Source organism: uncultured Roseibium sp. (assembly GCF_963675095.2).
In the GTDB taxonomy this organism is placed as follows: Bacteria; Pseudomonadota; Alphaproteobacteria; order Rhizobiales; family Stappiaceae; genus Roseibium.
On record NZ_CAXXSJ010000002.1, the window covers coordinates 91,343 to 113,039 of the forward strand.

General features: G+C 64.0%; 14 protein-coding genes. 7 read left to right on the forward strand and 7 right to left on the reverse strand.

Annotated elements, in window-relative coordinates; translation table 11 throughout:
- Nucleotides 1-62 precede the first annotated feature (62 nt).
- The gene (locus ABIN98_RS00700) at nucleotides 63-2,855 is read right to left on the reverse strand and encodes a bifunctional aconitate hydratase 2/2-methylisocitrate dehydratase (protein WP_346906492.1); all 2,793 of its coding nucleotides are present in this window, start codon (nucleotides 2,853-2,855) and stop codon (nucleotides 63-65) included.
- Between the two features lie 502 nt (nucleotides 2,856-3,357).
- Here ABIN98_RS00700 and acnA point away from each other — a divergent pair.
- Both acnA and ABIN98_RS00710 read left to right on the forward strand, forming a co-directional pair.
- On the forward strand, nucleotides 3,358-6,033 hold the full coding sequence (gene acnA / locus ABIN98_RS00705) for an aconitate hydratase AcnA (protein WP_346906494.1): 2,676 nt from the start codon (nucleotides 3,358-3,360) through the stop codon (nucleotides 6,031-6,033).
- 251 nt (nucleotides 6,034-6,284) lie between these two features.
- Nucleotides 6,285-6,947 (forward strand): L,D-transpeptidase, encoded by a 663-nt coding sequence (locus ABIN98_RS00710; protein WP_346906496.1) that lies wholly within the window; start codon nucleotides 6,285-6,287, stop codon nucleotides 6,945-6,947.
- Nucleotides 6,948-6,968: 21 nt separating this feature from the next.
- Here ABIN98_RS00710 and ABIN98_RS00715 read toward each other — a convergent pair whose 3' ends face one another.
- On the reverse strand, nucleotides 6,969-7,508 hold the full coding sequence (locus ABIN98_RS00715) for a hypothetical protein (protein ID WP_346906498.1): 540 nt from the start codon (nucleotides 7,506-7,508) through the stop codon (nucleotides 6,969-6,971).
- 159 nt (nucleotides 7,509-7,667) lie between these two features.
- On the opposite strand from ABIN98_RS00715, the gene ABIN98_RS00720 reads away from it, so the two are divergent.
- Nucleotides 7,668-8,264, forward strand: a complete 597-nt coding sequence (locus ABIN98_RS00720) for a hypothetical protein (protein WP_346906500.1) — start codon at nucleotides 7,668-7,670, stop codon at nucleotides 8,262-8,264.
- 216 nt (nucleotides 8,265-8,480) lie between these two features.
- Here the strand turns inward: ABIN98_RS00720 and prfH are convergent, their stop codons facing one another.
- The 3 genes from prfH to queF form a co-directional block, all read right to left on the reverse strand.
- Entirely contained in the window at nucleotides 8,481-9,116 is a 636-nt protein-coding gene (prfH, locus tag ABIN98_RS00725) for a peptide chain release factor H (RefSeq protein WP_346906502.1), read from the reverse strand.
- The gene (locus ABIN98_RS00730) at nucleotides 9,113-10,306 is read right to left on the reverse strand and encodes an RNA ligase RtcB family protein (protein WP_346906504.1); all 1,194 of its coding nucleotides are present in this window, start codon (nucleotides 10,304-10,306) and stop codon (nucleotides 9,113-9,115) included. The genes prfH and ABIN98_RS00730 overlap by 4 nt, the downstream gene beginning before the upstream one ends.
- A gap of 278 nt (nucleotides 10,307-10,584) precedes the next feature.
- Nucleotides 10,585-11,052 (reverse strand): preQ(1) synthase, encoded by a 468-nt coding sequence (gene queF, locus ABIN98_RS00735; protein ID WP_346906506.1) that lies wholly within the window; start codon nucleotides 11,050-11,052, stop codon nucleotides 10,585-10,587.
- A 306-nt stretch (nucleotides 11,053-11,358) separates the two neighbouring features.
- Here queF and ABIN98_RS00740 point away from each other — a divergent pair, with 306 nt between their 5' ends.
- Nucleotides 11,359-12,987, forward strand: a complete 1,629-nt coding sequence (locus tag ABIN98_RS00740; RefSeq protein WP_346906508.1) for an AMP-binding protein — start codon at nucleotides 11,359-11,361, stop codon at nucleotides 12,985-12,987.
- Between the two features lie 6 nt (nucleotides 12,988-12,993).
- Here the strand turns inward: ABIN98_RS00740 and ABIN98_RS00745 are convergent, their stop codons facing one another.
- Together ABIN98_RS00745 and ABIN98_RS00750 are read right to left on the reverse strand one after the other, a co-directional pair.
- On the reverse strand, nucleotides 12,994-14,121 hold the full coding sequence (locus ABIN98_RS00745; RefSeq protein ID WP_346906510.1) for a GNAT family N-acetyltransferase: 1,128 nt from the start codon (nucleotides 14,119-14,121) through the stop codon (nucleotides 12,994-12,996).
- On the reverse strand, nucleotides 14,118-15,494 hold the full coding sequence (locus tag ABIN98_RS00750; protein WP_346906512.1) for a lipopolysaccharide biosynthesis protein: 1,377 nt from the start codon (nucleotides 15,492-15,494) through the stop codon (nucleotides 14,118-14,120). Before ABIN98_RS00750 ends, ABIN98_RS00745 begins: the two co-directional genes overlap by 4 nt.
- Before the next feature lie 501 nt (nucleotides 15,495-15,995).
- On the opposite strand from ABIN98_RS00750, the gene ABIN98_RS00755 reads away from it, so the two are divergent.
- From ABIN98_RS00755 to ABIN98_RS00765, 3 genes are read left to right on the forward strand one after another with little or no spacing between them, the layout of a single operon-like run.
- The gene (locus ABIN98_RS00755; protein WP_346906514.1) at nucleotides 15,996-16,763 is read left to right on the forward strand and encodes an inducible mutagenesis protein A; all 768 of its coding nucleotides are present in this window, start codon (nucleotides 15,996-15,998) and stop codon (nucleotides 16,761-16,763) included.
- Nucleotides 16,699-18,324, forward strand: a complete 1,626-nt coding sequence (locus tag ABIN98_RS00760; RefSeq protein ID WP_346906682.1) for a DNA polymerase Y family protein — start codon at nucleotides 16,699-16,701, stop codon at nucleotides 18,322-18,324. The genes ABIN98_RS00755 and ABIN98_RS00760 overlap by 65 nt, the downstream gene beginning before the upstream one ends.
- The gene (locus tag ABIN98_RS00765) at nucleotides 18,321-21,668 is read left to right on the forward strand and encodes an error-prone DNA polymerase (RefSeq protein WP_346906516.1); all 3,348 of its coding nucleotides are present in this window, start codon (nucleotides 18,321-18,323) and stop codon (nucleotides 21,666-21,668) included. Before ABIN98_RS00760 ends, ABIN98_RS00765 begins: the two co-directional genes overlap by 4 nt.
- Nucleotides 21,669-21,697 lie beyond the last annotated feature (29 nt).

The following is a 21,697-nucleotide window of genomic DNA, read 5'->3' on the forward strand; positions in this document are numbered from 1 at the left end:
CCTGCTTCTGTTGCAAGGCAGAGGACCGGTCAGCGGCCTCAAATTTCAGAGCTCAACTGGCCTTAGAAGTGAACCGAACGGGCGGTGCCGGTCTTTTCCAGCGGCGGGGAGAACTTGGTCAGGTCGATTCCTTCCACGGCGGCCTTGTACTCGTCGATGCTCGGCGTACGGCCGAGGATCGCGGAGAGGACGACGACCGGGGTCGAGGCGAGCAGGGATTCGCCCTTCTTCTCGGCGGAATCTTCCACGACGCGGCCCTGGAAGAGGCGCGTGGACGTGGCCAGAACGGTATCGCCCTTCTCGGCCTTTTCCTGGTTACCCATGCAGAGGTTACAGCCGGGGCGTTCCAGATAAAGGATGTTCTCGTACTCCGTACGGGCCGTGTTTTTCGGAGCGTTGTCGTCGAACTCGAAGCCGGAGTATTTCTCCAGAATGCTCCAGTCGCCCTCTTCCTTCAGCTCGTCGATGATGTTGTAGGTCGGTGCGGCAACGACCAGCGGAGCCTTGAACTCCACCTTGCCGGCTGCTTTCTCGAGATTCTTCAGCATCTGGGCGACGATTTTCATGTCGCCCTTGTGCACCATGCAGGAGCCGACGAAGCCAAGATCCACCTTCTTTTCGCCGCCGTAATAGGACACGGGGCGGATGGTGTCGTGGGTGTAGCGGCGCGACGGATCGGCATTGTTCACGTCCGGATCGGCGATCATCGGCTCGACGATCTCGTCCAGGTCGACCACGACTTCGGCGAAGTACTTGGCGTTGTCGTCCGGGGTCAGGGCAGGCTTTTCGCCGGACCTGATTTCGGCGATCCGCTTGTCCGCCTTGGCGATCAGGCCCGCCAGGGTGCCGGCGGCGTTGTCCATGCCCTTGTCGATCATCACCTGGATGCGGGATTTGGCCAGCTCCAGGGAGCCGATCAGGGTCTCGTCGTTGGAAATACAGATCGAGGCCTTGGCCTTCATTTCCGCGGTCCAGTCGGTGAAGGTGAAGGCCTGGTCGGCAAGCAGCGTGCCGATATGCACTTCGATCACCCGGCCCTGGAAGACGTTGTCGCCATGCTGCTTGAGCATCTGCGCCTGGGTGGCGTGGACCACATCGCGGAAGTCCATGTAATCCTTCATGGTGCCCTTGAAGGTGACCTTCACGGATTGCGGGATCGGCATGGTCGCCTCACCGGTCGCCAGAGCCAGAGCCACGGTGCCGGAGTCTGCGCCGAAGGCGACGCCCTTGGACATGCGGGTATGGCTGTCGCCGCCGATGATGATGTCCCAGTCGTCCACGGTGATGTCGTTCAGCACCTTGTGGATCACGTCGGTCATGGGGTGGTACTCGCCCTTCGGATCGCGCGCGGTGATCAGGCCGAACTTGTTCATGAAGCTCATGAGTTTCGGAATGTTGGCCTGTGCCTTCAGATCCCAGACGGACGCAGTGTGACAGCCGGACTGGTAGGCGCCGTCGACAAGCGGCGAGATGACGGTTGCCGCCATGGCTTCCAGTTCCTGGGCGGTCATCAGGCCGGTGGTGTCCTGCGAGCCGACGATGTTGACCTTGACGCGGACGTCGGAGCCGGCGTGCAGAACCTTGCCCGGGGTCACGCCGACGGCGTTGCGGTTGAAGATCTTCTCAACAGCGGTCAGACCCTGGTCCGGATTGGAAATTTCCTTGGACGGGGCGAACACGAGCGGTGCCTCGACGCCGATCGTTTCGGCGGCGAAGGTCTGCAGCTTCTTGCCGAACACGATGGCGTAGGAACCGCCAGCCTTCATGAATTCCATCTTCTGCGGTGTGAAGGCGGCGGCGATATCGGTCAGCTCTTCGCTGCCGTCTTCGCTCAGGAGCTTCTTGCTCTTGGTGTCGATGGTCAAAACGGTGCCGGTTTCCACGGAGAATTTCTGCTCCAGGACCGGATTGCCGTCATTGTTGAGGATCGGCTTGCCGTCGGCGTCCAGCTTCTTGACCCAGTTCTTCAGGTTGAGGCCGATGCCGCCGGTCACGTCGACGGTGGTGCCGAAGATCGGGGAGATACCGTTGGTGCCGGCGACGACCGGCGCGAAGTTCACGAACGGCACGTAAGGGCTGGCCTGCTTGCCGGTCCACAGGGCGACGTTGTTGACGCCGGACATACGCGACGAGCCGACGCCCATCGTGCCCTTTTCGGCGATCATCATGACGCGCTTGTCCGGATGCTGCTTCTGCAGCGCGACGATTTCCTGCTGGGCTTCAGGTGTGATCATGCACTTGCCGTGCAGCTCGCGGTCGGAGCGGGAGTGCGCCTGGTTGCCGGGAGACAGCAGGTCGGTCGAAATGTCGCCCTCCGCGGCGACGTAGGTCACGACCTTGATCTCGTCCTCGACATCCGGAAGCTTGGTGAAGAATTCAGCCTTGGCGTAGCTCTCCAGCACGTCCTTGGCGACTTCGTTGCCGGCTTTGAAGGCGTCGCGCAGCCGGAACATGTCGGCGTCGTACAGGAACACCTGGGTCTTCAGGACTTCGCCGGCGTCCCTGGCAATCGCCGCGTCGTCGCCGAGGGCCAGATCGAGCAGGACTTCGACGGACGGTCCGCCCTTCATGTGAGACAGGAGTTCAAAGGCGAAAGCCGGAGAAATTTCCTCGACGGCCACTTCGCCCAGAATGATTTCCTTCAGAAACTTCGCCTTCACACCCGCGGCATTCGTCGTGCCCGGCAGGGTGTTGTAGATGAAGAACTCGAGGGACGCTTTCCGGTGCTCGTTCGCGGGATCCTTGATCTGAGCGATGATCTCGCTCAGAAGCGCGCCGTCATCGATGGGCTTCGGATGCAAGCCCTGGCCTTTGCGGCTTTCAATCTCGTTCAGGTAGTCTGTGTACAAGCTCATGATGATCCCGCGTCCTGGTGTTAGGTGTGTCTTGAACATCCGGTCTCATACGGTTCTGGCGAGCCGGGTCAAGCTGGCTGAGGGTGTATTAGTTCAGTATACAATGGTATGCAATATCTTTTCCGCCACATGATGAAGGGTGGATTGCGTTGCGCGGGTCCGCGCATGCCGATGTACCTGCTTTTCCAAGCTTGATTGTATCACAGCCTTGGAAAACGGCAGTCGCCCCAATCCGCTTTCCCGCAACAACCGAAGCGCATCCTCACCAGGGTGCTCCATCGAACCGCCCATTCCGATCGCGGCGGTTGTTTTTGGAGGTTTATATCTAAATATAGAGAGATAAACGTCAGGTTCATCGCAGACCTGAGTAAGACAGAGCTTCATAACACGGAACCCGAACGGGCTCCCGTCCGTTGTCTTGACGGACCATCCAGAGATTTTCATGACCGGCCGCGGCCCGGATGCGGGAGGCGGCTACGGACCCTGAAGGAGATCGCCAGTCGTGCCACAGTCCCTCGATAGCTTTAAATCCAAGAAAACACTGACCGTGGGTGACAAGACCTACACCTACTTTTCCATTCCCGATGCGGAGAAGAACGGCCTGGAAGGCGTCTCCAAGCTGCCGTTCTCGCTGAAGGTCGTTCTGGAAAACCTGCTGCGCTTCGAAGACGGCCGCACGGTGACCGCCGACGACATCCGCGCCGTCGCCAAATGGCTGACGACCCGTACCTCCACCCATGAGATCTCCTACCGTCCGGCCCGCGTGCTGATGCAGGACTTCACCGGCGTTCCGGCCGTGGTCGACCTTGCCGCCATGCGCGATGCCGCCGTGAAGCTCGGCGGCGACCCGAAGAAGGTCAACCCGCTGGTGCCGGTCGATCTCGTCATCGACCATTCGGTCATGATCGACTATTTCGGCACAAAGGACGCGTTCAGGAAGAACGTTGAGCTGGAATATGAGCGCAACGGCGAACGCTACGAGTTCCTGCGCTGGGGACAGTCGGCCTTCGACAACTTCCGCGCCGTGCCGCCGGGAACGGGTATCTGTCACCAGGTGAACCTGGAATATCTGGCCCAGACCGTGTGGACCAAGGAAGAAGACGGCGAAACCGTTGCCTACCCGGATACGCTGGTGGGCACAGACAGCCACACCACCATGGTCAACGGCCTGGCCGTTCTCGGCTGGGGTGTCGGCGGCATCGAGGCGGAAGCGGCCATGCTTGGCCAGCCGATCTCCATGCTGATCCCGGAAGTCGTCGGCTTCAAGCTGACGGGTAAGCTCAACGACGGCATCACCGCGACCGATCTGGTTCTGCGCGTGGTCGAAATGCTCCGCCAGAAGGGCGTGGTCGGCAAGTTCGTGGAATTCTACGGCCCGGGCCTCGACAACCTGTCGCTGGAAGACGCCGCCACCATCGCCAATATGGCGCCGGAATACGGCGCGACCTGCGGCTTTTTCCCTGTCGACAACGACACGCTGGGCTACCTGAAGTCCACCGGCCGCGACGCGGACCGTATCGCCCTGGTCGAAGCCTACGCCAAGGCGCAGGGCATGTTCCGCCACTCCGACGAAGAGCCGGTCTTCACCGATACGCTCGAACTCGACATTTCCACGGTCGTTCCGTCCATTTCCGGTCCGAAGCGTCCGCAGGACCGCATCAACCTGTCCGATGCGGCTGCCGGTTTCGCCAGGACCATGGAAGACGAGTTCAAGAAGGGTGCGGAACTCGCCAAGCGCGTTGCCGTCGAAGGCAAGGATTACGATCTCGGCAACGGCGACGTCGTGATCGCCGCGATCACCTCGTGCACCAACACCTCCAACCCGTCCGTGCTGATCGGCGCCGGCCTCGTGGCTCGAAACGCGCTCGCCAAGGGCCTGAAGGTCAAGCCGTGGGTCAAGACGTCGCTCGCACCGGGTTCCCAGGTCGTTACCGACTACCTGGAAAAGGCGGGTGTTCAGGACGATCTCGATGCACTGGGCTTCACGCTTGCCGGTTACGGCTGCACCACCTGTATCGGCAACTCCGGTCCGCTCGACCCGGCCATTTCCAAGGCCATCAACGACAACGACCTGATTGCCTGCTCGGTGCTGTCCGGCAACCGCAACTTCGAAGGCCGCGTCAACCCGGACGTGCGCGCCAACTACCTGGCGTCTCCGCCGCTGGTCGTGGCTTATGCCATCGCCGGCAACCTGAACGTCAACATCACCGAAGATCCGCTCGGCGAGGACCAGGACGGCAACCCGGTCTATCTGAAGGACATCTGGCCGACGACGGCCGAAATCACCGATCTCATCCGTTCGTCCATCACCGACGCAATGTTCCGCGAGCGCTACGGCGACGTCTTCAAGGGCGACGCGCACTGGCAGGCGATCAAGGTGGAAGGCGGCATGACCTACGGCTGGCCGGCGGCGTCGACCTACGTCCAGAACCCGCCCTACTTCGAGGGCATGACCATGGAGCCGAAGCCGCTTGAGGACATCGAGGGTGCCGCCGTCATGGGCCTGTTCCTGGACAGTATCACCACCGACCACATCTCGCCGGCCGGCAACATCAAGGCCGACAGCCCGGCAGGGATCTATCTCTCCGAGCATCAGGTCGCCACGAAGGACTTCAACTCCTACGGCGCGCGCCGCGGCAACCACCAGGTCATGATGCGCGGCACCTTCGCCAACATCCGCATCAAGAACCAGATGGTTCCGGGCGTCGAAGGCGGCGTCACCATGAAGGACGGCAAGCAGGAGTGGATCTACGACGCCTGCATGGAATACCAGGCCGAAGGCACGCCGCTGGTCGTCTTCGCCGGCAAGGAATACGGCACCGGATCGTCCCGCGACTGGGCCGCGAAGGGCACCAAGCTGCTCGGCGTGCGCGCCGTGATCGCCCAGTCGTTCGAGCGTATCCACCGCTCCAACCTGGTCGGCATGGGCGTCATCCCGCTCACCTTCAAGGACGGCGAGAGCTGGCAGTCCCATGGCATCACAGGCAAGGAACGGGTGACCATCAAGGGTATCGCCGACATCCAGCCGCGCCAGATGATGGACGTGGACGTGACCTACGAGGACGGCACCACCAAGACCATCGAGTGCCTGTGCCGGGTCGATACCGAGGACGAGCTGGACTACATCAAGGCCGGCGGCATCCTGCACTACGTGCTGCGCAACCTGGTCACCAGCTAAGGGGATCCGGGAGCGGGCGCTGCCTGTTCCCGACCCTGAAAATACGAAAGGGCCGTCCGTTCGGGCGGCCCTTTTCGGTATCTGTCAATGGCCGGGTTATTTTCCCGGGGCTATGCACCGAATAACCTGACGCTGGGTTAAAAATTCACCATCCGTTTACCATAAATATGTTGCTTTCGTTGCAAGACAGTGGATCTGTCGGATCATGGATTTGACGCGGCCGGTCGGGGCCGGGAACGAGGAAAGCAATCATGGCGTTGAAGGTGAGCCGCCGGAGTTTCGTGGTGGGATTGTCCTGCTTTCTGGCGGCGTGCCAGAGCAAGGAAAGCGGGATCCGTCAGGCGGGGCTCGACCTGCGCGCCGACGGGACACCGGATTATGCCGCGGCCTATGCGCCGATCCGGGACGGCGGGTTCTCGCTTCCCGGTATCAAGTACCAGAATTTCGATCCGCAATACCTGCGCCAGACCGTGTCCTACTCGTCGCGCTATCCGGCAGGGACGATCGTCGTCGATCCGAAGAAGAAGTTCCTCTATCTGGTCCAGCCCGGCGGGCGGGCGATCCGCTACGGCATCGGTGTCGGGCGGGCAGGCTTTGCCTGGAACGGCGAGGCGCGGATCGGCTTCAAGCGGGAATGGCCAAAGTGGTTCCCGCCGGATGAAATGATCGACCGGGATCCCAAGCTTGCCAAATACCGGGACGGCCAACCGGGCGGCCCCAGCAATCCGATCGGCGCCCGCGGCCTTTATCTGTGGCAGGGCAACAAGGACACACTCTACCGCATCCACGGCACCAATGCGCCAAGCAGCATCGGCACCAATGCATCGAGCGGCTGCATCCGCATGTGGCAGCAGGACGTGATCGATCTTTACGATCGGGTCAACGTCGGCGCCAAGGTTGTCGTCCTGGGGTAGGTCCCGCGTGAGGTTCCGATCCTAGTCTGAGCGGCCTTCCCCAAGCGCCTGGAACACCGGTTCCAGTTTGCCTGCCAGCCCGGTCGAAAGACCGTTGGTAATCCGCTTTACCTGGCCGGCGCCGATGCCGGAATCCTCCCACAGGACCCGGCGCCCGCCCGAGGCGGAAGGCTCATAGAGCGACATCCAGAGGAAGGCGCTGACCGGTTTGTCGGTGGCGCGGATGTAAAACGTCAGCCAGACCGGCCGTTTGAAACCGGCATCGGCAGGCAGTTCCAGATATTCATCGGTGCCGAAACCCCATTCGGTGCGGCCGAGGTGGAGATGCTTCAGGCCGTTTGTCTCAGCCAGTTTTTCAACGGCCGGGATGACCTTGTCGCACATGCCGTTGGCGAAGTCGTAGCGCACGAAGCTGACGCACTGGGTGACCACACCGTCGAAACCGGCGGCCTTTTCCGGCGTCAGCACCCGTTCCTGTGCGGCGGAGGGATGTACGAGGCCAAAGAGTGCGAGGCTCAGCAAGGCCGAGGCCCGGACGCAGGCGCGAATGGCGGGTGTCATGGGGGCATTGCTCCGTAGCTCAGGGCGAAGTCCGCCGACTATGGCACGGCCGGGCGGTCCGCCACATACGACGTTTGTGTGATGGTCCCCGGTGGGGATTTGCTATTCTCTTGCCTGATGAGATTGAATAAAGCGCATTTCAAAAAAGGGAGGCTGTCGATGAAATCAGCCATTACGGCCGCGGGCCTTCTGCTCGGTACCGTTCAGACGGGTCTGGCCGATCCGTGTCATGACCGTTTCGTCGAACTCTACATGCAGCTCGATCAGGGCGTACCGACGAAGACCTTCGTCACGACCGCGTTCAAGGGCGCGCCGCCCATGACCAACGATTTTCTCTATCTCAACCACGGCCATCATATGAGCGTGCCGATCAACCCGCCGCAGGCCTGGGTGCTGACCTATGAGAACGTCATGTACCAGTCGTCGGACGAGGGAAAGACCTGGGCGAAGGTGCGCGACCTCGACGCGAGCCAGAATGCGGAAGGCGCCATTGCGGCAAAGAAGACCAATGCGGAAACGATCCGCAACGCCGCCTGTGGAACGGAGGAGATCGACGGTGTCGCCCATGAGACGCTGGAGGCCGATCTCACCGTGTCTCAGGGCATGGTGACGGAGAACCACTACAAGTACTGGGTCCGGCCGGATGACGGCTTCATCGTCAAGGCGACCTACGACACAAAGGCACCGAACTTCGAGATGACGATCACCCAGGTGATCGAAAAGGCCCCGGACCTGAAGCTGCCGACGCCGGAGTGATTTGGCCGGCGGGTTGAAATGCCTGCCGTTTCGTACACACAGGCGTCATCCCGGACCTGATCCGGGACCTACTCGCAGAGCCGCTTGCCGCAGCTTTGGTCACAGCAACAACGGCTCTGCAAACGAGTAGGCCCCGGGTCTCACTGCGTTCGCCCGGGGTGACAGTCCGGGGTGCGGCACCGCAACGTCTTCCCGGAAACTGTCCCCTCGAAACGATCAGCTCTCCATGAACTTCTCCCCCTTGAAGCAGAGCACTGCGTTGCCGCGTTCCAGGCGCTTGTGCAGGATGTTTTCCGATGCCTTTGAACGGGCATCGGCGATTTCCTGCTGCAGGTAGAGCCGGTCGGCGAGGCGGCGCAGGGCTGCCTGCTTGTTGCGGTGCTGGGAGCGTTCATCCCGTGAGATCACGGCGATCCCGCTCGGCAGGTGGGTGAGGCGGACGGCGCTGTCCGTGGTGTTCTGGTGTTGGCCGCCCGGTCCGCCGGCGCGGAAGGTTTCGAACTTCAGCTCCTTCGGATCGAGATCGGTCGAAACCGCGTCTTCCGCCGACACCCGGAAGACGCCGACGAACCAGTTGCGCCGCTTGTGATGGGGGCGGAACGGGCTTTGGGCGATCCATTGCACCGTTCCGACCCAGCGTTTCGCAAAGGCCTCGGCATCTGTGCCCGAGAGGCGGACGATGGCCGACGGCGGATCCTGGGTGTCCGGGTCGGACAGGGTCTCGTCAAAGGGCAGCTTCTGCCGGGCGGCTTCTTTCCGCATCTGTCCGAGGATCAGGTGGACGGCCCGCCGGCATTCGCGCGGGCCGTCGCCGCTGGTCACCAGAAGACTCAGGTCTTTTGAGGAGGTCATGATTTCTCCCTCCTTTTCCGGTCGCGTTTCCAGCTTTCCTTGTCGGCGCTGTCCTGCTCCGCCTTTGCCTTCTTGAAGGTCAGCAGCGGTTTGAGGGCCGCGACCGCCGTCACGAGGCCGGCTGATTCCAGGTCCGCCAGCACCTGAGCGGAGGGCTTGTAGGCAACCGGGGCCTCCTCGATCAGAAGCTGGCGGTCCTCGCAGACCACGTAGCCGCCGAAGGAGGTGCGTTCCAGCTGCTTGCGGTCCGACTTGGTCGCACCGGCCCGGCCCGTCATGGAGGCGCGGTCGTATTTGCGGCCGGACCCGTGGGCGAGGGAGGCGAGTGCCTCCGGCACGGAACCGGTCGGCCTGACCAGATAACTCAGCGCATCGCGGGAGCCTGCCAGCGGCACCAGACCGCCATCCGCCTTTGCCGCACCCTTGCGGTGGAGATAGAGGCCGTCGAGGGCCTCGATCAGGTTGTGCGGCGCATCGGCGATGCGCGTTAGCGCCGCACGCAGGGCGCTGGCCGCCCGCTCGGCGATGATCCGACGGTTGAGCTCGGCCCAGGCGACCGCGTCGTTGTGGCGGTTCAGGTAGTTTGCCGCTTCGCTCGAACCTGCGGCCAGACCTTCATGAGTCTGATCGACATCGCTAAAAACCGCCATGCCGAGCGAACGGGAGCCGGAATGCACCAGCAACACGAGTTGCCCTTCGGCGAGGCCGGCCTCTGCCAGCGCCCTGTCGTCGGACACACGATCGACCACCTGCAGTTCGCAGAAGTGGTTGCCGCCGCCGATGGTGCCGAGCGCCTGGGGGTGTAGGTCGGGCGCAAGGCCTGCCTCAACGAGGCGTCCGGCCGCATCGCCGTCCCAGAGACCTTCCAGTGCGCGCAGTTTGACCGCGGCCTTGTCGAGCCGCAGCTTGCGGGCGGGAAGATCCAGGGCGAACAGCGACATGCCGCAGCCGATGTCGTTGCCGATCAGCGGCGGATAGATCCGCTCCGACAGGATGGCGCTGCCGACGGGACCGTATTTGCCGGGATGCAGATCCGGAAAGGCGGCAACGGCCCTGACGCCGTCCAGACCGGCGACCTGGTGAAGTTGATCGACCGCCGCGCCCTCGATCCAGGAAGCTTCGGAATAAAACGTATGGATGGACGCAGGCGCGGCGTCGGCCGGCCCGGCGTCCGGGATGGAATTGCCCATGGGAGATTTCCATTTTGAATAAGGGTCGTGCGGGTACAGGGTGGTCCCTGTCCCGTTGACACCGGCCGTCCCGTCGTCGCGGGTTAGCGCGGGTTTGCTGCCCCTTTGGGCGAGCGGCTCATGATCGGCATGTCCGTTACCCCATTCAAAATGGATCAAAAAGGAGGGCGTCCTTTACACCCGGCGCCGGTCTGCCTCAAGAGCCGCTGCGGCTGTTTGGGGAGGTTCGGCGCGGGTTGTTGTTTTATGGCAACTGTGGTGGGTGTGCCGGACGGGCCTCACCCGCGTCCGCGATATGGCGCGACGCCCTGTTCGGGGATCCACACGCCATCGGGCGCCGGGCCGGTCTGGTAGAAGACGTCGATCGGAATGCCGCCGCGCGGATACCAGTAGCCGCCGATCCTGAGCCATTTGGGGTCAAGCAGATCGACCAGCCGTTTGGCGATGGAGACCGTGCAGTCCTCGTGGAAGGCGCCGTGGTTCCGGAACGAAACCAGGAACAGCTTCAGCGACTTGCTCTCCACCAGCCATTTGTCCGGCACGTAGTCGATCATCAGATGGGCGAAGTCCGGTTGGCCGGTGATCGGGCAGAGCGAGGTGAATTCGGGCGCGGTGAAGCGGACCATATAGTCCGTGCCTTCCTGCGGATTGGGCACTTTTTCCAGAACCGCCTCTTCCGGCGACTGGGGCTGCTCGGTCTGTCCGCCAAGCTGGGTCAGGTTTTCGTAGATGCTTTTGTCAGTCATGAGTGAACCCTTGTTTTCGCTGGAACCGGGTAGGCTGCGACCGGTTTCCGCCAAGAGGCGGACAATCGGCTTTTAGATCAACCTGCGTTCTCGTGCGAGCACGGGAACGCAGAAAAGTTGATCGACCTTACAAAGCGGGAGCCTCCTGCGTTCGAGTGAACGCAGGAGGCTCGGGCAAGGCCAGCCGAAATGGAAAGGGGAAAATCGCGGAAACGCGAAGGTTTACCTTCTGCCGCGACGTCTATTGCACTGCAGCACGGGCAGGAGTAGGCTCCGGTGCACAATAAATCAGCAACGGACGACGGAATGTTCAAGCAGGCCGGAGACTATCGCTCTCTCCTTGCCAATTTCCGCTGGCAGATACCCGAGACCTACAATATCGCGACAAGTGTCTGCGACCGCTGGGCCGCGGAAGATCCCGACCGCCTCGCCATTCGCCATCTCCACGAAGACGGCCGGGCCGAGGTCTGGAGTTATCTGGAACTGGCGCGCGCGGCCAACCGTTTCGCCAATGCCCTTGCCGCAAAAGGGATTGCCCGGGGCGACCGGGTCGCGCTCCTGCTGCCGCAGGCGCCGCAGACGGCCATCGCCCATCTGGCGATCTACAAGATGGGTGCCATCGCGGTGCCGCTGGCTGCGTTGTTTGGCCTGGAGGCACTGAAATACCGGCTGAACGATTCCGGTGCGAGCGCCCTGGTGACCGACACGGCGGGCCTTGAAAAACTGGCGGAGATTCGGGACGACATCTCTGGTCTGGGCCTGGTGGTTTCCATCGACGGGCCGGAAAGCGGAGTGGAGAGCTTCGACGCCCTGTCCGAGGCAGCTTCCGACCGGTTCGATACGCTGGCAACGACGCCGGATGACCCGGCGATGATGATCTACACCTCCGGCACCACCGGCCAGCCGAAGGGGGTGCTGCACGGCCACCGGGTGTTGCCGGGTCACTTGCCGGGTATCCAGATGTCGCAGGATTTCATGCCCCAGGCGGGCGACCTGTTCTGGACGCCGGCGGACTGGGCCTGGGCCGGCGGGTTGCTGAACGCCCTGTTCCCGGCGCTGCATTTCGGAGTGCCGGTCGTCTCCTACGCCTTCCGCAAGTTCGATCCGGAGCGGGCATTCCAACTGATGGCGGCCGAAGGGGTGCGCAATGCCTTTATCCCGCCGACGGCTTTGAAAATGTTGCGGGCGGTCGATAGCCCGGCAAGCCGTTTCGATCTGAAATTGCGCAGCGTCGGCTCCGCCGGCGAGGCACTGGGCCGGGAGACCTACGACTGGTTCGCCGATGAATTCGGCTTCCAGGTCAACGAATTCTACGGCCAGACGGAATGCAATGCGGTGCTCGGCTCCTGTGCGGCCTGCGGGGTGTCCCGGTCCGGTGCGATCGGCAAGGCGATTCCGGGCCACGAGGTGGCGATCATCGATGACGACGGTCACGTCCTGCCGCCGGAAACGCTCGGCCAGATCGCGGTGAGGCGACCCGATCCGGTGATGTTCCTGGAATACTGGAACAAGCCCGAGGCGACGGAAGAGAAGTTTATCGGCGACTGGATGATCACCGGCGACCAGGGTTTGCAGGACGAGGACGGCTACGTCCATTTCGTCGGCCGTGACGACGACGTGATTACCTCCGCCAGCTACCGGATCGGTCCGGGGGAAATCGAGGACTGCCTGCTGATGCACCCGGCGGTCAAGCTGTCGGCGGCGATCGGCAAGCCCGATCCGCTGCGGACCGAAATCGTCAAGGCCTATGTGGTGCTCAAGGACGGGGTGACGGCCGGCAAGGCCCTGGAAGACGAGATCCGGGGTTTCGTGAGAAAGCGCCTGTCGGCCCATGAATATCCGCGTGAGATCGAATTCGTGCCCGACCTGCCCATGACGACCACGGGCAAGGTGATCCGCCGGATCCTCCGGGAAAAGGCGCGCGCCGAGGGGTGAGGCGCTTTAGTGCCTGAGAAGCTTGCGGGCGAGGCGGCGCAGGTCGCGTTCGAGGGACAGATCAAAATGCCCGGCCAGTTGCAGGAGGCGTCCGGCGGGCGATGCGGCGCAGAGCAGGGTCGCGTAGCGGATCCGGCCGCGCCACAGGGGTTCGATCATCCGGTGTCCGGGAACGGCAAGCGAATCGGCGCCCTTCAGATGCTTGTCCTGCAGGTTCTTCTCCAGTGCATAAAGCGCGATCTGGCTGCCGGGGGAGAAATGCGCATAGTCCTCGTCGAAGGCGATCTTCCAGGAAAAGGCGTGATCGCCCTCAAGCAGGATGACCAGCATGGCGATCGCCTTGCCGTCGACGGAAAAGCTGTCGATCCGCACGCCGTCCGATTTGGCACGCGCGGCAATCATCCTTCGGGCGAATTGGGTGGAGGCCGGGTGGTTCAGGAGGGCGGTCTTCTTCTTGCCCTTCCAGCCCGAGGCCTCCAGTTGCATGAAGGTTTCGAACAGCCGAACCGCGTCGTCCTCGCGGGCGCTTTCCAGGCGGACCTCGCCCTGTTCGGACAGACGGCGCACCAGGCGGGGCAGTTCCTTGCGCCTCTTGCCGCTGAAGGCCTTTGCGAATTGCTTTTCACCTTCCACCCCGCCGTCATGACCGGCGCGGGCTTCCGGGTGGGCTTCTCGCATCTGCCAGGAGGTGGCCTCCAGGGCCTGGGCAGCGGTGCAATCGAGCGGCAGATAGGGGAAGGCCACCAGGGGAAGGCCGACCGCTCGTGCCGCCAGCTCCAGAAAGCGTTCGCCGATGCCTGCCGGGGCGGTTCGGTCCAGAAGGGGCGTGCCCAGGGGGCCGTATTCCGTGGCCCAGGACGTTGCCGCCGGGATGCCGAGGCCGAGGCGGCGGCGGCCCATGGGCGCGGCCATCATCCAACGGCCGGTCCTCTTGTCTATGATGGCGCAGAGGCGGACATGTGCCGGTGCCATGTCTTCCAGGAAAGGCATGAGAAAATCGGGGCCGAAGAACGGATTGGGATCGACTGCCGTTTCGGCCAGGGCCCGCCAGGCGCTGAGCTGGTCAGCCGGACGCGCCGGATCGATGACAATCGGTTCCAGATCGCCAACTGCCGGAAGATCGGAGTCGCTCAAGCCGCCATCCCCTTCCGGTTCAGGAGAAGCGGCAGGATGAAGGTCTGGACGCCCAGGGTCCTGCGGGCGGAAACGGTCAGGCAGGTTGCCTCGAACATGATCGCGAGGCTGGTGCCGAGGGCTGCGCCCATCAGGCCGAGATGAGGAATAAGGATGACATTCAAGCCCACGTTTACGGCAAAGGTGGCCGCATAGATCACGGCACAGCTCTTCTGGTTGCCGCTCATGTTGAGAAGGGCGTCGACCGGGCCGACGGAAGCGCGGGCCAGAATGCCCACCAGCAGGACCGCGATCAGGGGCATGCCTGATGTGAAGTCCTTGCCGAACAGGCTGAGCAGCAGAGGGGCGGCGACCAGGACGGCGAGGCCGGTGGCGAGCGACGGCCAGAAGGTCCAGGTGGTTGCCTTGTGCACATAAGCTGCGAGGCCTTCCCGGTCGTTCGTGGTGACGAAGCGGGAGAACCGGTGCGCGGAGGCGGCGCGGACGGCGAAATAGACGAAATGCACCAGCGCCAGCGTCTTGGAGGCGGCGAAATAGACGGCGACTTCATCCGGATCGCGCCAGAAACTGACCATGATCACGTCCGCGCTGGTGATCAGCTGGAAGAAGCCTTCCACCATGAGCATGGGCATGGAAATGGCGAACCAGGTGCGGAGTTCCAGGCGGCGGGGACCTTTCGGTACCTTGGAGGCGAGCCGTCCGTTCAGCTTGATCTGCTGATAGATTGCGATAGCCCACGTGGCGGCGAGCGCGGCAAAGGCTGCGGTCAGGGCGGTGGCGGGCTGGCCGATCAGGAGGAAGAAAAGCAGGAAGACCAGGATCGCGCCGGGCCGCCAGATATAGGTCGGCAACATGGCAAGCCACGGCCAGTCGTAGGAACGGGCGATGCCGTCCAGAACGCCGCCGAAGGCGAACATGGGCAAGGCCAGCAAAACGACGACCATCGGCAGCGTGTACTGGGAATCGATCATCGAATGGAGCAGGAAGACCACGGCAATTGCGGCGCCTGTGACGAGAGAGGCGCCCAGGAACGCGATGGTGCGGCTGGCGAGCAGAAAGCCGCGCAGGCGGTCGAAGTCTCCGGTCTCGCTGTATTCGGGGACGAAACGGGTGGTGGAGGAAGAAAACCCGAAGCAGGCCATGACGCCGAGCACCACGATCCAGGTCCAGGCCACGGAAAAGATGCCGTAGTCATGGGCGCCCATCAGGCGGGCCAGGATGATCTGGGAGACATAGGCAAGTGCTGCGCCGCCGACACGGATCGCGAAGGTGGACAGGGCCATGCGGCTTGCGCCGCCGCTGCCGTCCGCCGGGTCACGGAGGGCTCCAAGGATCTGGTTCAGCACGTCCGCCACCGGCCGCAAGGCCGGCATATGCTGCAGTCGTTGTGTCCAGGTCGTTGCAAATAGGCGCAAAGAGGGGTCCCCGATCCGTTATCCGGCGCTGTTATGACACGAGGGACTTAAGATTCCGTGGCTTTGAAACGCTGTTCGCGCGATCAAACCTCCGTGAAATGTTTCCAGATGTTTCCCTTACGGTATTGCACATTGCTTCGGTTCGGTTCGCAAAGGCTCTTGACTCCGTGTCCGGGATTCGGAATCTATAAGAACAAAGAGAGAACATAATCCAAGGTGATTGGATAGACTGTGCCCGGATCGCGAGAAAGCCCGCCAGAAAGCCGACCGGAAAATTGGCCAGAAAATCGGTCAGGCGACAGGCCAGAACACAGAACAACAATCCGGCCGGAAGGCCGGACGGACCTTGCCGAGCTGCGCCGCCGCATTGCGGCCCTTGAGGGAGGCCTCCCCTTCAACGGGCAGCTTGGTCCGGCTCCTGCTTTTTCCGCCGGAAAGCAGGGGCCGGGACCAGTCCGTATGTCCTTCGGTCTTGAAGGGCTGGACGGGTTGTTTGCCGCGGGCGGACTTGCCTGCGGCAGCCTGCATGAGGTGGTGAGCGGCGAAAGCCGGGATGCGGGTGCCCTGTCGGGGTTTGCCCTCGCGCTGCTCGCGAGGGTGATGTCGGCGCGTTCCGGTGCGGTGCTCTGGGTTCAGGATCCGCTTGCCGGTCGGGAGGCCGGGTTGCTGCATGGACCGGGCCTGTTGCGTTTCGGTATCGATCCGGCCCGCCTGATCGCGGTTCGCCCACGCCGGACTGAGGAATTGTTATGGGCGATGGAGGAAGGCACGCGCGCGTCCGTCCTGGCGGCGGTCGTCGGCGAGGTGCAGGGCGCGCAGAAGGCGCTCGATCTGACGGCGACCCGTCGGCTTTTGCTGCGGGCCCAGGTCAGTGGCGTGCCGGTGTTTCTGGTGCGCCACGGGGCGGCGTTCGAGCCGACGGCGGCCCTGACCCGATGGTGCGTCTCGCCTGAGCGCTCGCAGGCTCCGGCGCTGTTGCGGGCCGGGCCGCATGAGGCGGTCGGCCGGGCTGCCTGGAACGTGGAACTGACCCGAAACCGTGACGGCCGGTCCGGCCGTCTTGATCTGGAGTGGAGACATGCTGAAAGGCGTTTTGCCGCGCCAGCGCGTTCTGTCGCTCTGGTTTCCGGAGCTGGCCTGCGATCGGATTCTGCGCCGGACGATGGGGCCGTCCTGGCGGGTGCGGAGCCGACCGGGCGGCGGGTCGACTTCCCCGCCGCCGGCTGAGGCCGCGCCGCCGCTGGCGGTGGTCGCGAAAATCCGCAATGCCCAACGGATCATCTGCCTGACCGCCTCGGCGCGTGCCCTGGGCCTGCGCTCCGGCGAGGCTCTGGCCGATGCCCGGGCGCGGGTGCCGTCTCTGCTGGCGGAAGAAGCCACTCCGCGCGAGGATGCTCTCCTGCTCGGCTTTGTTGCCGACTGGTGCGACCGGTACACGCCGCTGGTGGCGATTGACGGGGACGACGGGCTGTTCCTCGATATCACCGGCTGCGCCCATCTTTTCGGCGGTGAAGAGGCGCTGCTGGCCGATGCGCTTGACCGGCTGGAGCGACAGGGCTTTGCCGTGCGCGGCGCCATCGCCGATACGCCGGGGGCCGCCTGGGCGGTTGCTCGTTATGGCGACGGCGGTTCGATTGCCCCCGGACAGCAGGAAGAGGCGCTGGCGTCCCTGCCGCTTGCCGCCCTGCGGCTCGACCGGGAAGCGGTCGAAGGTCTGGAGCGGGTGGGGCTGAGCCGGATCGGCGATATTGCGACGCGGCCACGCGCGCCGCTGGCCAACCGGTTCGGGCCGGACCCCGTGCGGCGCCTGGACCAGGCGTTTGGCCGGGAGGGCGAGCCGATCTCGCCCCGGTTCGCAGCGCCCCTGATCATGGCCGAACGCCGGTTTTTCGAGCCGATCGGGCGCATGGAGGATGTCAGTGCGGTCGTCCTGTCGCTGGCCGGTCAGCTTTCCGATGCGCTGGAGCGGCGAGTTCAGGGTGGCCGGGCCTTCGAGCTGGCGCTGTTTCGGGTCGATGGGGCGGTTCAAAAGCTTGCTGTCGGCACCAGCCGGCCGTTGCGGGTGCCGAAACGGATCCTCGCGCTCTTTGCCGAGAAGCTTAAAGCCGACGAAAGCGTGCTTGATGCCGGGTATGGATACGATCTGGTACGTCTGGCGGTGCTGGAAGCGCAGGACGAGGACCCCGCGCAGCTCGATCTTGGCGGGCAGGGGGTGGCGGAGGCCGAGGCCGATCTCGCAGGGCTGATCGACCGGCTCGGCGCGCGGCTCGGGCTCGACCGGGTCACCCGGCTTCTGCCCGTGGACCGGCATCTGCCGGAATCCCAGACGGCCCTGGTGCCGGCTGCTGTCGTGCGCGAGGACGCGCTCGCCTGGACCGGGTTTTCTTCCGTGGTTCTGGGTTGCGACGATCTCGGTCTCGGGGCCTCGGGCGAGGCCGGGTTGCTGCAGACCCGGCAGAGTTCTGAGGTGCCTCTTGAACGCCCGTTGCGGCTGCTCAATCCGGCAGAGCCGGTGGAGGCCGTCGCCATGGTCCCGGAAGGCCCGCCGCTCCGGTTCCGCTGGCGGCGCACGCTTTACCGGGTGGTCCGCTCGGAAGGGCCGGAGCGGATCGCTCCCCCCTGGTGGGTGGGCGCGCCGGATGCGCCGCCGTCGACCAGAGAAGGCGTGACCCGGGACTATTTCCGGATCGAGGACGATGCCGGCCGGCGGTTCTGGCTTTACCGGGAAGGGCTTTACGCCCGTGAAACGGCGACCCCGCGCTGGTATCTGCACGGGGTGTTCGCATGACCGGTTTCGCTGAACTTTGCGCGGCCAGCAATTTTTCCTTCCTGCGCGGAGCCTCCCATCCGGAAGAGCTCGCCATGACGGCGGGTGCGCTCGGGCTGTCCGGGCTCGCCGTGTGCGACCGCAATTCCATGGCCGGCGTGGTCAGGGCGCATATGGCGGCCAAGGAGGTGGGGTTGCGCTTTGTCCCCGGCTGCCGGCTTGCCTTTCTGGACGGGACGCCGGACCTGATCGTCTGGCCGCAGGACCGCTCTGCTTACGGCCGTCTGACCCGGCTGCTCACCACCGGCAACCGGCGCGCGCCCAAGGGCGAATGCCATCTGGTCGCGGACGACCTGGCGGTTCTGGAAGAGGGCTTCCCCATGGCGTTGGTCCTGCCCGCCGGCCTGCCGGAGGCGGACGGCGTTGCCCGTGTCCTTACGCGGCTGAAGGGCGAGTTCGGAAAATCCGTCCGGCTGGCCTGTTCCCTGCCGCGCGGGCCCTCCGACCGGCGCCGGCTGCAGCTTGCCGCTGACCTTGCCGAGGCGTGCGGGGTGCCGCTCCTTGCCACCAACGATGTGCTCTACCATGCGCCCGGGCGGCGTCCCCTGCAGGATGTGGTCACCTGCATCCGCCTGCATGAACGGCTGGAGACAGCGGGGCGGAAGCTGCAGGTCAACGCGGAACGGCATCTGAAGGACGCGGAGGACATGTCGCGCCTGTTCGATGCCGCGCCGCGCGCTTTACGCGAAAGCCTGAAAATCCTGGACGAGGTGTCCTTCTCCCTCGATGACCTTGCCTATGAGTACCCGGAAGAGCCCGCTGGCGAGAGCGCCACGCCCCAGGCGGAACTGGAGCGGCTGGCGGAGGAGGGCATGCGCCGGCGTTATCCGGCCGGGGCGCCGGAGAAGGTCAAAAAGGCGGTCGCCCACGAACTGGCCCTGGTCGAGCAACTGCAATACGCGCCTTACTTCCTGACCGTTTACGATATCGTCCGCTTTGCCCGCTCGCAAGGCATCCTCTGCCAGGGCCGCGGCTCGGCGGCGAATTCCGCGGTCTGTTTCTGCATCGGTATCACGGAAGTGGATCCGGAACGGGCCGATCTCCTGTTCGAGCGGTTCATCTCGCCGGAACGGCGCGAGCCGCCGGATATCGACGTCGATTTCGAGCATGAGCGGCGCGAGGAGGTGATCCAGTACATCTACCGGAAATACGGCCGCGAACGGGCCGGGTTGGCGGCCACCGTGATCACCTACCGTTCCCGCTCGGCCTTAAGGGAGGTCGGCAAGGTGTTCGGCCTGTCGGAAGATGCCATCGGCGCGCTGTCCGGCACCGTCTGGGGCCGCTCGTCCGCGGGCACTGAAGACACACAGGTGCGCGAGGCAGGCATGGACCCGGCCGATCCGCTGCTGACGCAGATGCTTGCCTGCGCCAAGACCCTGATCGGCTTTCCAAGGCATCTCTCCCAGCACGTGGGCGGGTTCGTCATTACCCGCGGAAGGCTCGACGAGGTGGTGCCGATCCAGAACGCGGCCATGGAAGATCGGACGGTGATCGAATGGGACAAGGACGATCTGGATTCGCTCGGCATCCTGAAGATCGACATCCTGGCGCTCGGCATGCTGTCGGCGATCCGCAAGGTGCTGGAGATGCTGCGTGCCGAGTATGACGTCGATTATTCCATCGCCAGTATTCCGGCGGAGGAACCGGAAGTCTACGACATGCTGTGCCGGGCCGATTCCATCGGTGTCTTCCAGGTGGAAAGCCGGGCGCAGATGACCATGCTGCCCCGGCTTTGCCCAAAGTCCTTCTACGATCTCGTCATCGAGGTGGCGATCGTGCGTCCCGGCCCGATCCAGGGCGACATGGTTCATCCCTATCTGCGCCGCCGGCAAGGACTGGAGCAGGTCAGCTATCCGTCAAAGGCGCTGGAGGCGGTGCTCGGCAAGACCATGGGCGTGCCGCTCTTCCAGGAACAGGCAATGAAGATCGCCATTGTCGCGGCGGGCTTCACTCCCGGCGAGGCGGACAAGTTGCGCCGGGCGATGGCGACCTTCCGCCGGGTCGGCACCATCGGCACCTTCCAGACCAAGATGATCGAGGGCATGGTGCAAAACGGCTATGAGCGGGACTTCGCCGAGCGCTGCTTCCGCCAGATCGAGGGCTTCGGCGAATACGGCTTCCCCGAAAGCCATGCGGCCAGTTTCGCCCTGCTGGTCTATGCGTCGGCCTGGATCAAGGCCCATTATCCGGATGTGTTCTGTGCCGCCCTTCTGAACTCCCAGCCCATGGGCTTCTATGCCCCGGCCCAGCTGGTGCGCGACGCGCGCGAGCACGGGGTGGAGGTGCGCGAGGCGGACGTCAACCTGTCCGGCTGGGATGCGATGCTGGAGCCGGGCATGGAAGCCGCAAAACATCTCCACCGTCGGCACGGCGAGATGAAGGACGTGGTGCGGTCGACCAAAGCCGTGCGGCTCGGACTGCGCATGGTGAAGGGCCTGCGGGAAGAGGATGTGAAAACGATCATCGCCCTGCGCGGGCAGGGCTACGATTCGATCCGCGATCTCTGGCTGCGAACCGGGCCTGTGCCGGCAGGTGATCATGCGTCTGGCGGAGGCGGATGCCTTCCGCTCGCTCGGGCTCGATCGGCGCACGGCGCTGTGGGCAGCGCAGGGACTGGAAAAGGGTGCCTTGCGCGATCGCCTGCCGCTGTTCGACACGGCCCCGCCTTGCCGATCTCAGGCGGGAACCGGATGCGGACCTGCCGCCGATGCTGCCCCGGCGCCCATGTGATGGCCGATTACCGTGCCTTAAGCCTGTCCCTGAAAGCGCACCCGGTTTCCTTCGTGCGCGGTGCCCTGTCGGAGATGCGGGTGCTGCCCTGCCGGGATCTGGACCGGATCCGCTCGGGCCGGCAGGTGACGGTGGCTGGTCTCGTTCTGGTGCGCCAGCGTCCGGGCTCTGCCAAGGGCGTCATCTTCCTCACGCTGGAGGACGAAGGAGGTGTCGCCAATATCATCGTCTGGCCGAAGGCTTTCGAGAAATACCGGCCGCTGATCATGGGTGCGCGGTTCTTGAAGGTGACCGGCAGGCTGCAGTCGGAATCCGGTGTCATCCATGTGGTCGCGGATCATGTGGAGGACGCAACGCCCTTGCTTGCCCGCCTGTCGGACATGAGCCTGGAGAATGCCGGCCTTGCCCGCGCGGACGAGGTCAGGCGCCCGGTGATCGAACTGTCGGAAAAGATCAAACCGGCCAGCCGCCTGGCCCAGCTCGTCCGCGAGGTGCCGGAACTCCGGCAGGATCTGGAGCCCCAGGTGCCGAAGCAGACCCTGAAGGCCCTGCCGGGCGGGCGGAATTTTCATTGATCGTTGACACACTACCAACCTTGGATTCT

Excerpts from the sequence above, each read along its gene's own strand:
- ABIN98_RS00700 (WP_346906492.1), bottom strand. The coding sequence starts at position 2,855 with ATGAGCTTGTACACAGACTACCTGAACGAGATTGAAAGCCGCAAAGGC.
- ABIN98_RS00710 (WP_346906496.1), top strand. The coding sequence starts at position 6,285 with ATGGCGTTGAAGGTGAGCCGCCGGAGTTTCGTGGTGGGATTGTCCTGC.
- ABIN98_RS00715 (WP_346906498.1), bottom strand. The coding sequence starts at position 7,508 with ATGACACCCGCCATTCGCGCCTGCGTCCGGGCCTCGGCCTTGCTGAGC.
- ABIN98_RS00720 (WP_346906500.1), top strand. The coding sequence starts at position 7,668 with ATGAAATCAGCCATTACGGCCGCGGGCCTTCTGCTCGGTACCGTTCAG.
- prfH (WP_346906502.1), bottom strand. The coding sequence starts at position 9,116 with ATGACCTCCTCAAAAGACCTGAGTCTTCTGGTGACCAGCGGCGACGGC.
- ABIN98_RS00730 (WP_346906504.1), bottom strand. The coding sequence starts at position 10,306 with ATGGGCAATTCCATCCCGGACGCCGGGCCGGCCGACGCCGCGCCTGCG.
- queF (WP_346906506.1), bottom strand. The coding sequence starts at position 11,052 with ATGACTGACAAAAGCATCTACGAAAACCTGACCCAGCTTGGCGGACAG.
- ABIN98_RS00740 (WP_346906508.1), top strand. The coding sequence starts at position 11,359 with ATGTTCAAGCAGGCCGGAGACTATCGCTCTCTCCTTGCCAATTTCCGC.
- ABIN98_RS00750 (WP_346906512.1), bottom strand. The coding sequence starts at position 15,494 with ATGCCGGCCTTGCGGCCGGTGGCGGACGTGCTGAACCAGATCCTTGGA.
- ABIN98_RS00755 (WP_346906514.1), top strand. The coding sequence starts at position 15,996 with ATGTCCTTCGGTCTTGAAGGGCTGGACGGGTTGTTTGCCGCGGGCGGA.
- ABIN98_RS00760 (WP_346906682.1), top strand. The coding sequence starts at position 16,699 with ATGGGGCCGTCCTGGCGGGTGCGGAGCCGACCGGGCGGCGGGTCGACT.
- ABIN98_RS00765 (WP_346906516.1), top strand. The coding sequence starts at position 18,321 with ATGACCGGTTTCGCTGAACTTTGCGCGGCCAGCAATTTTTCCTTCCTG.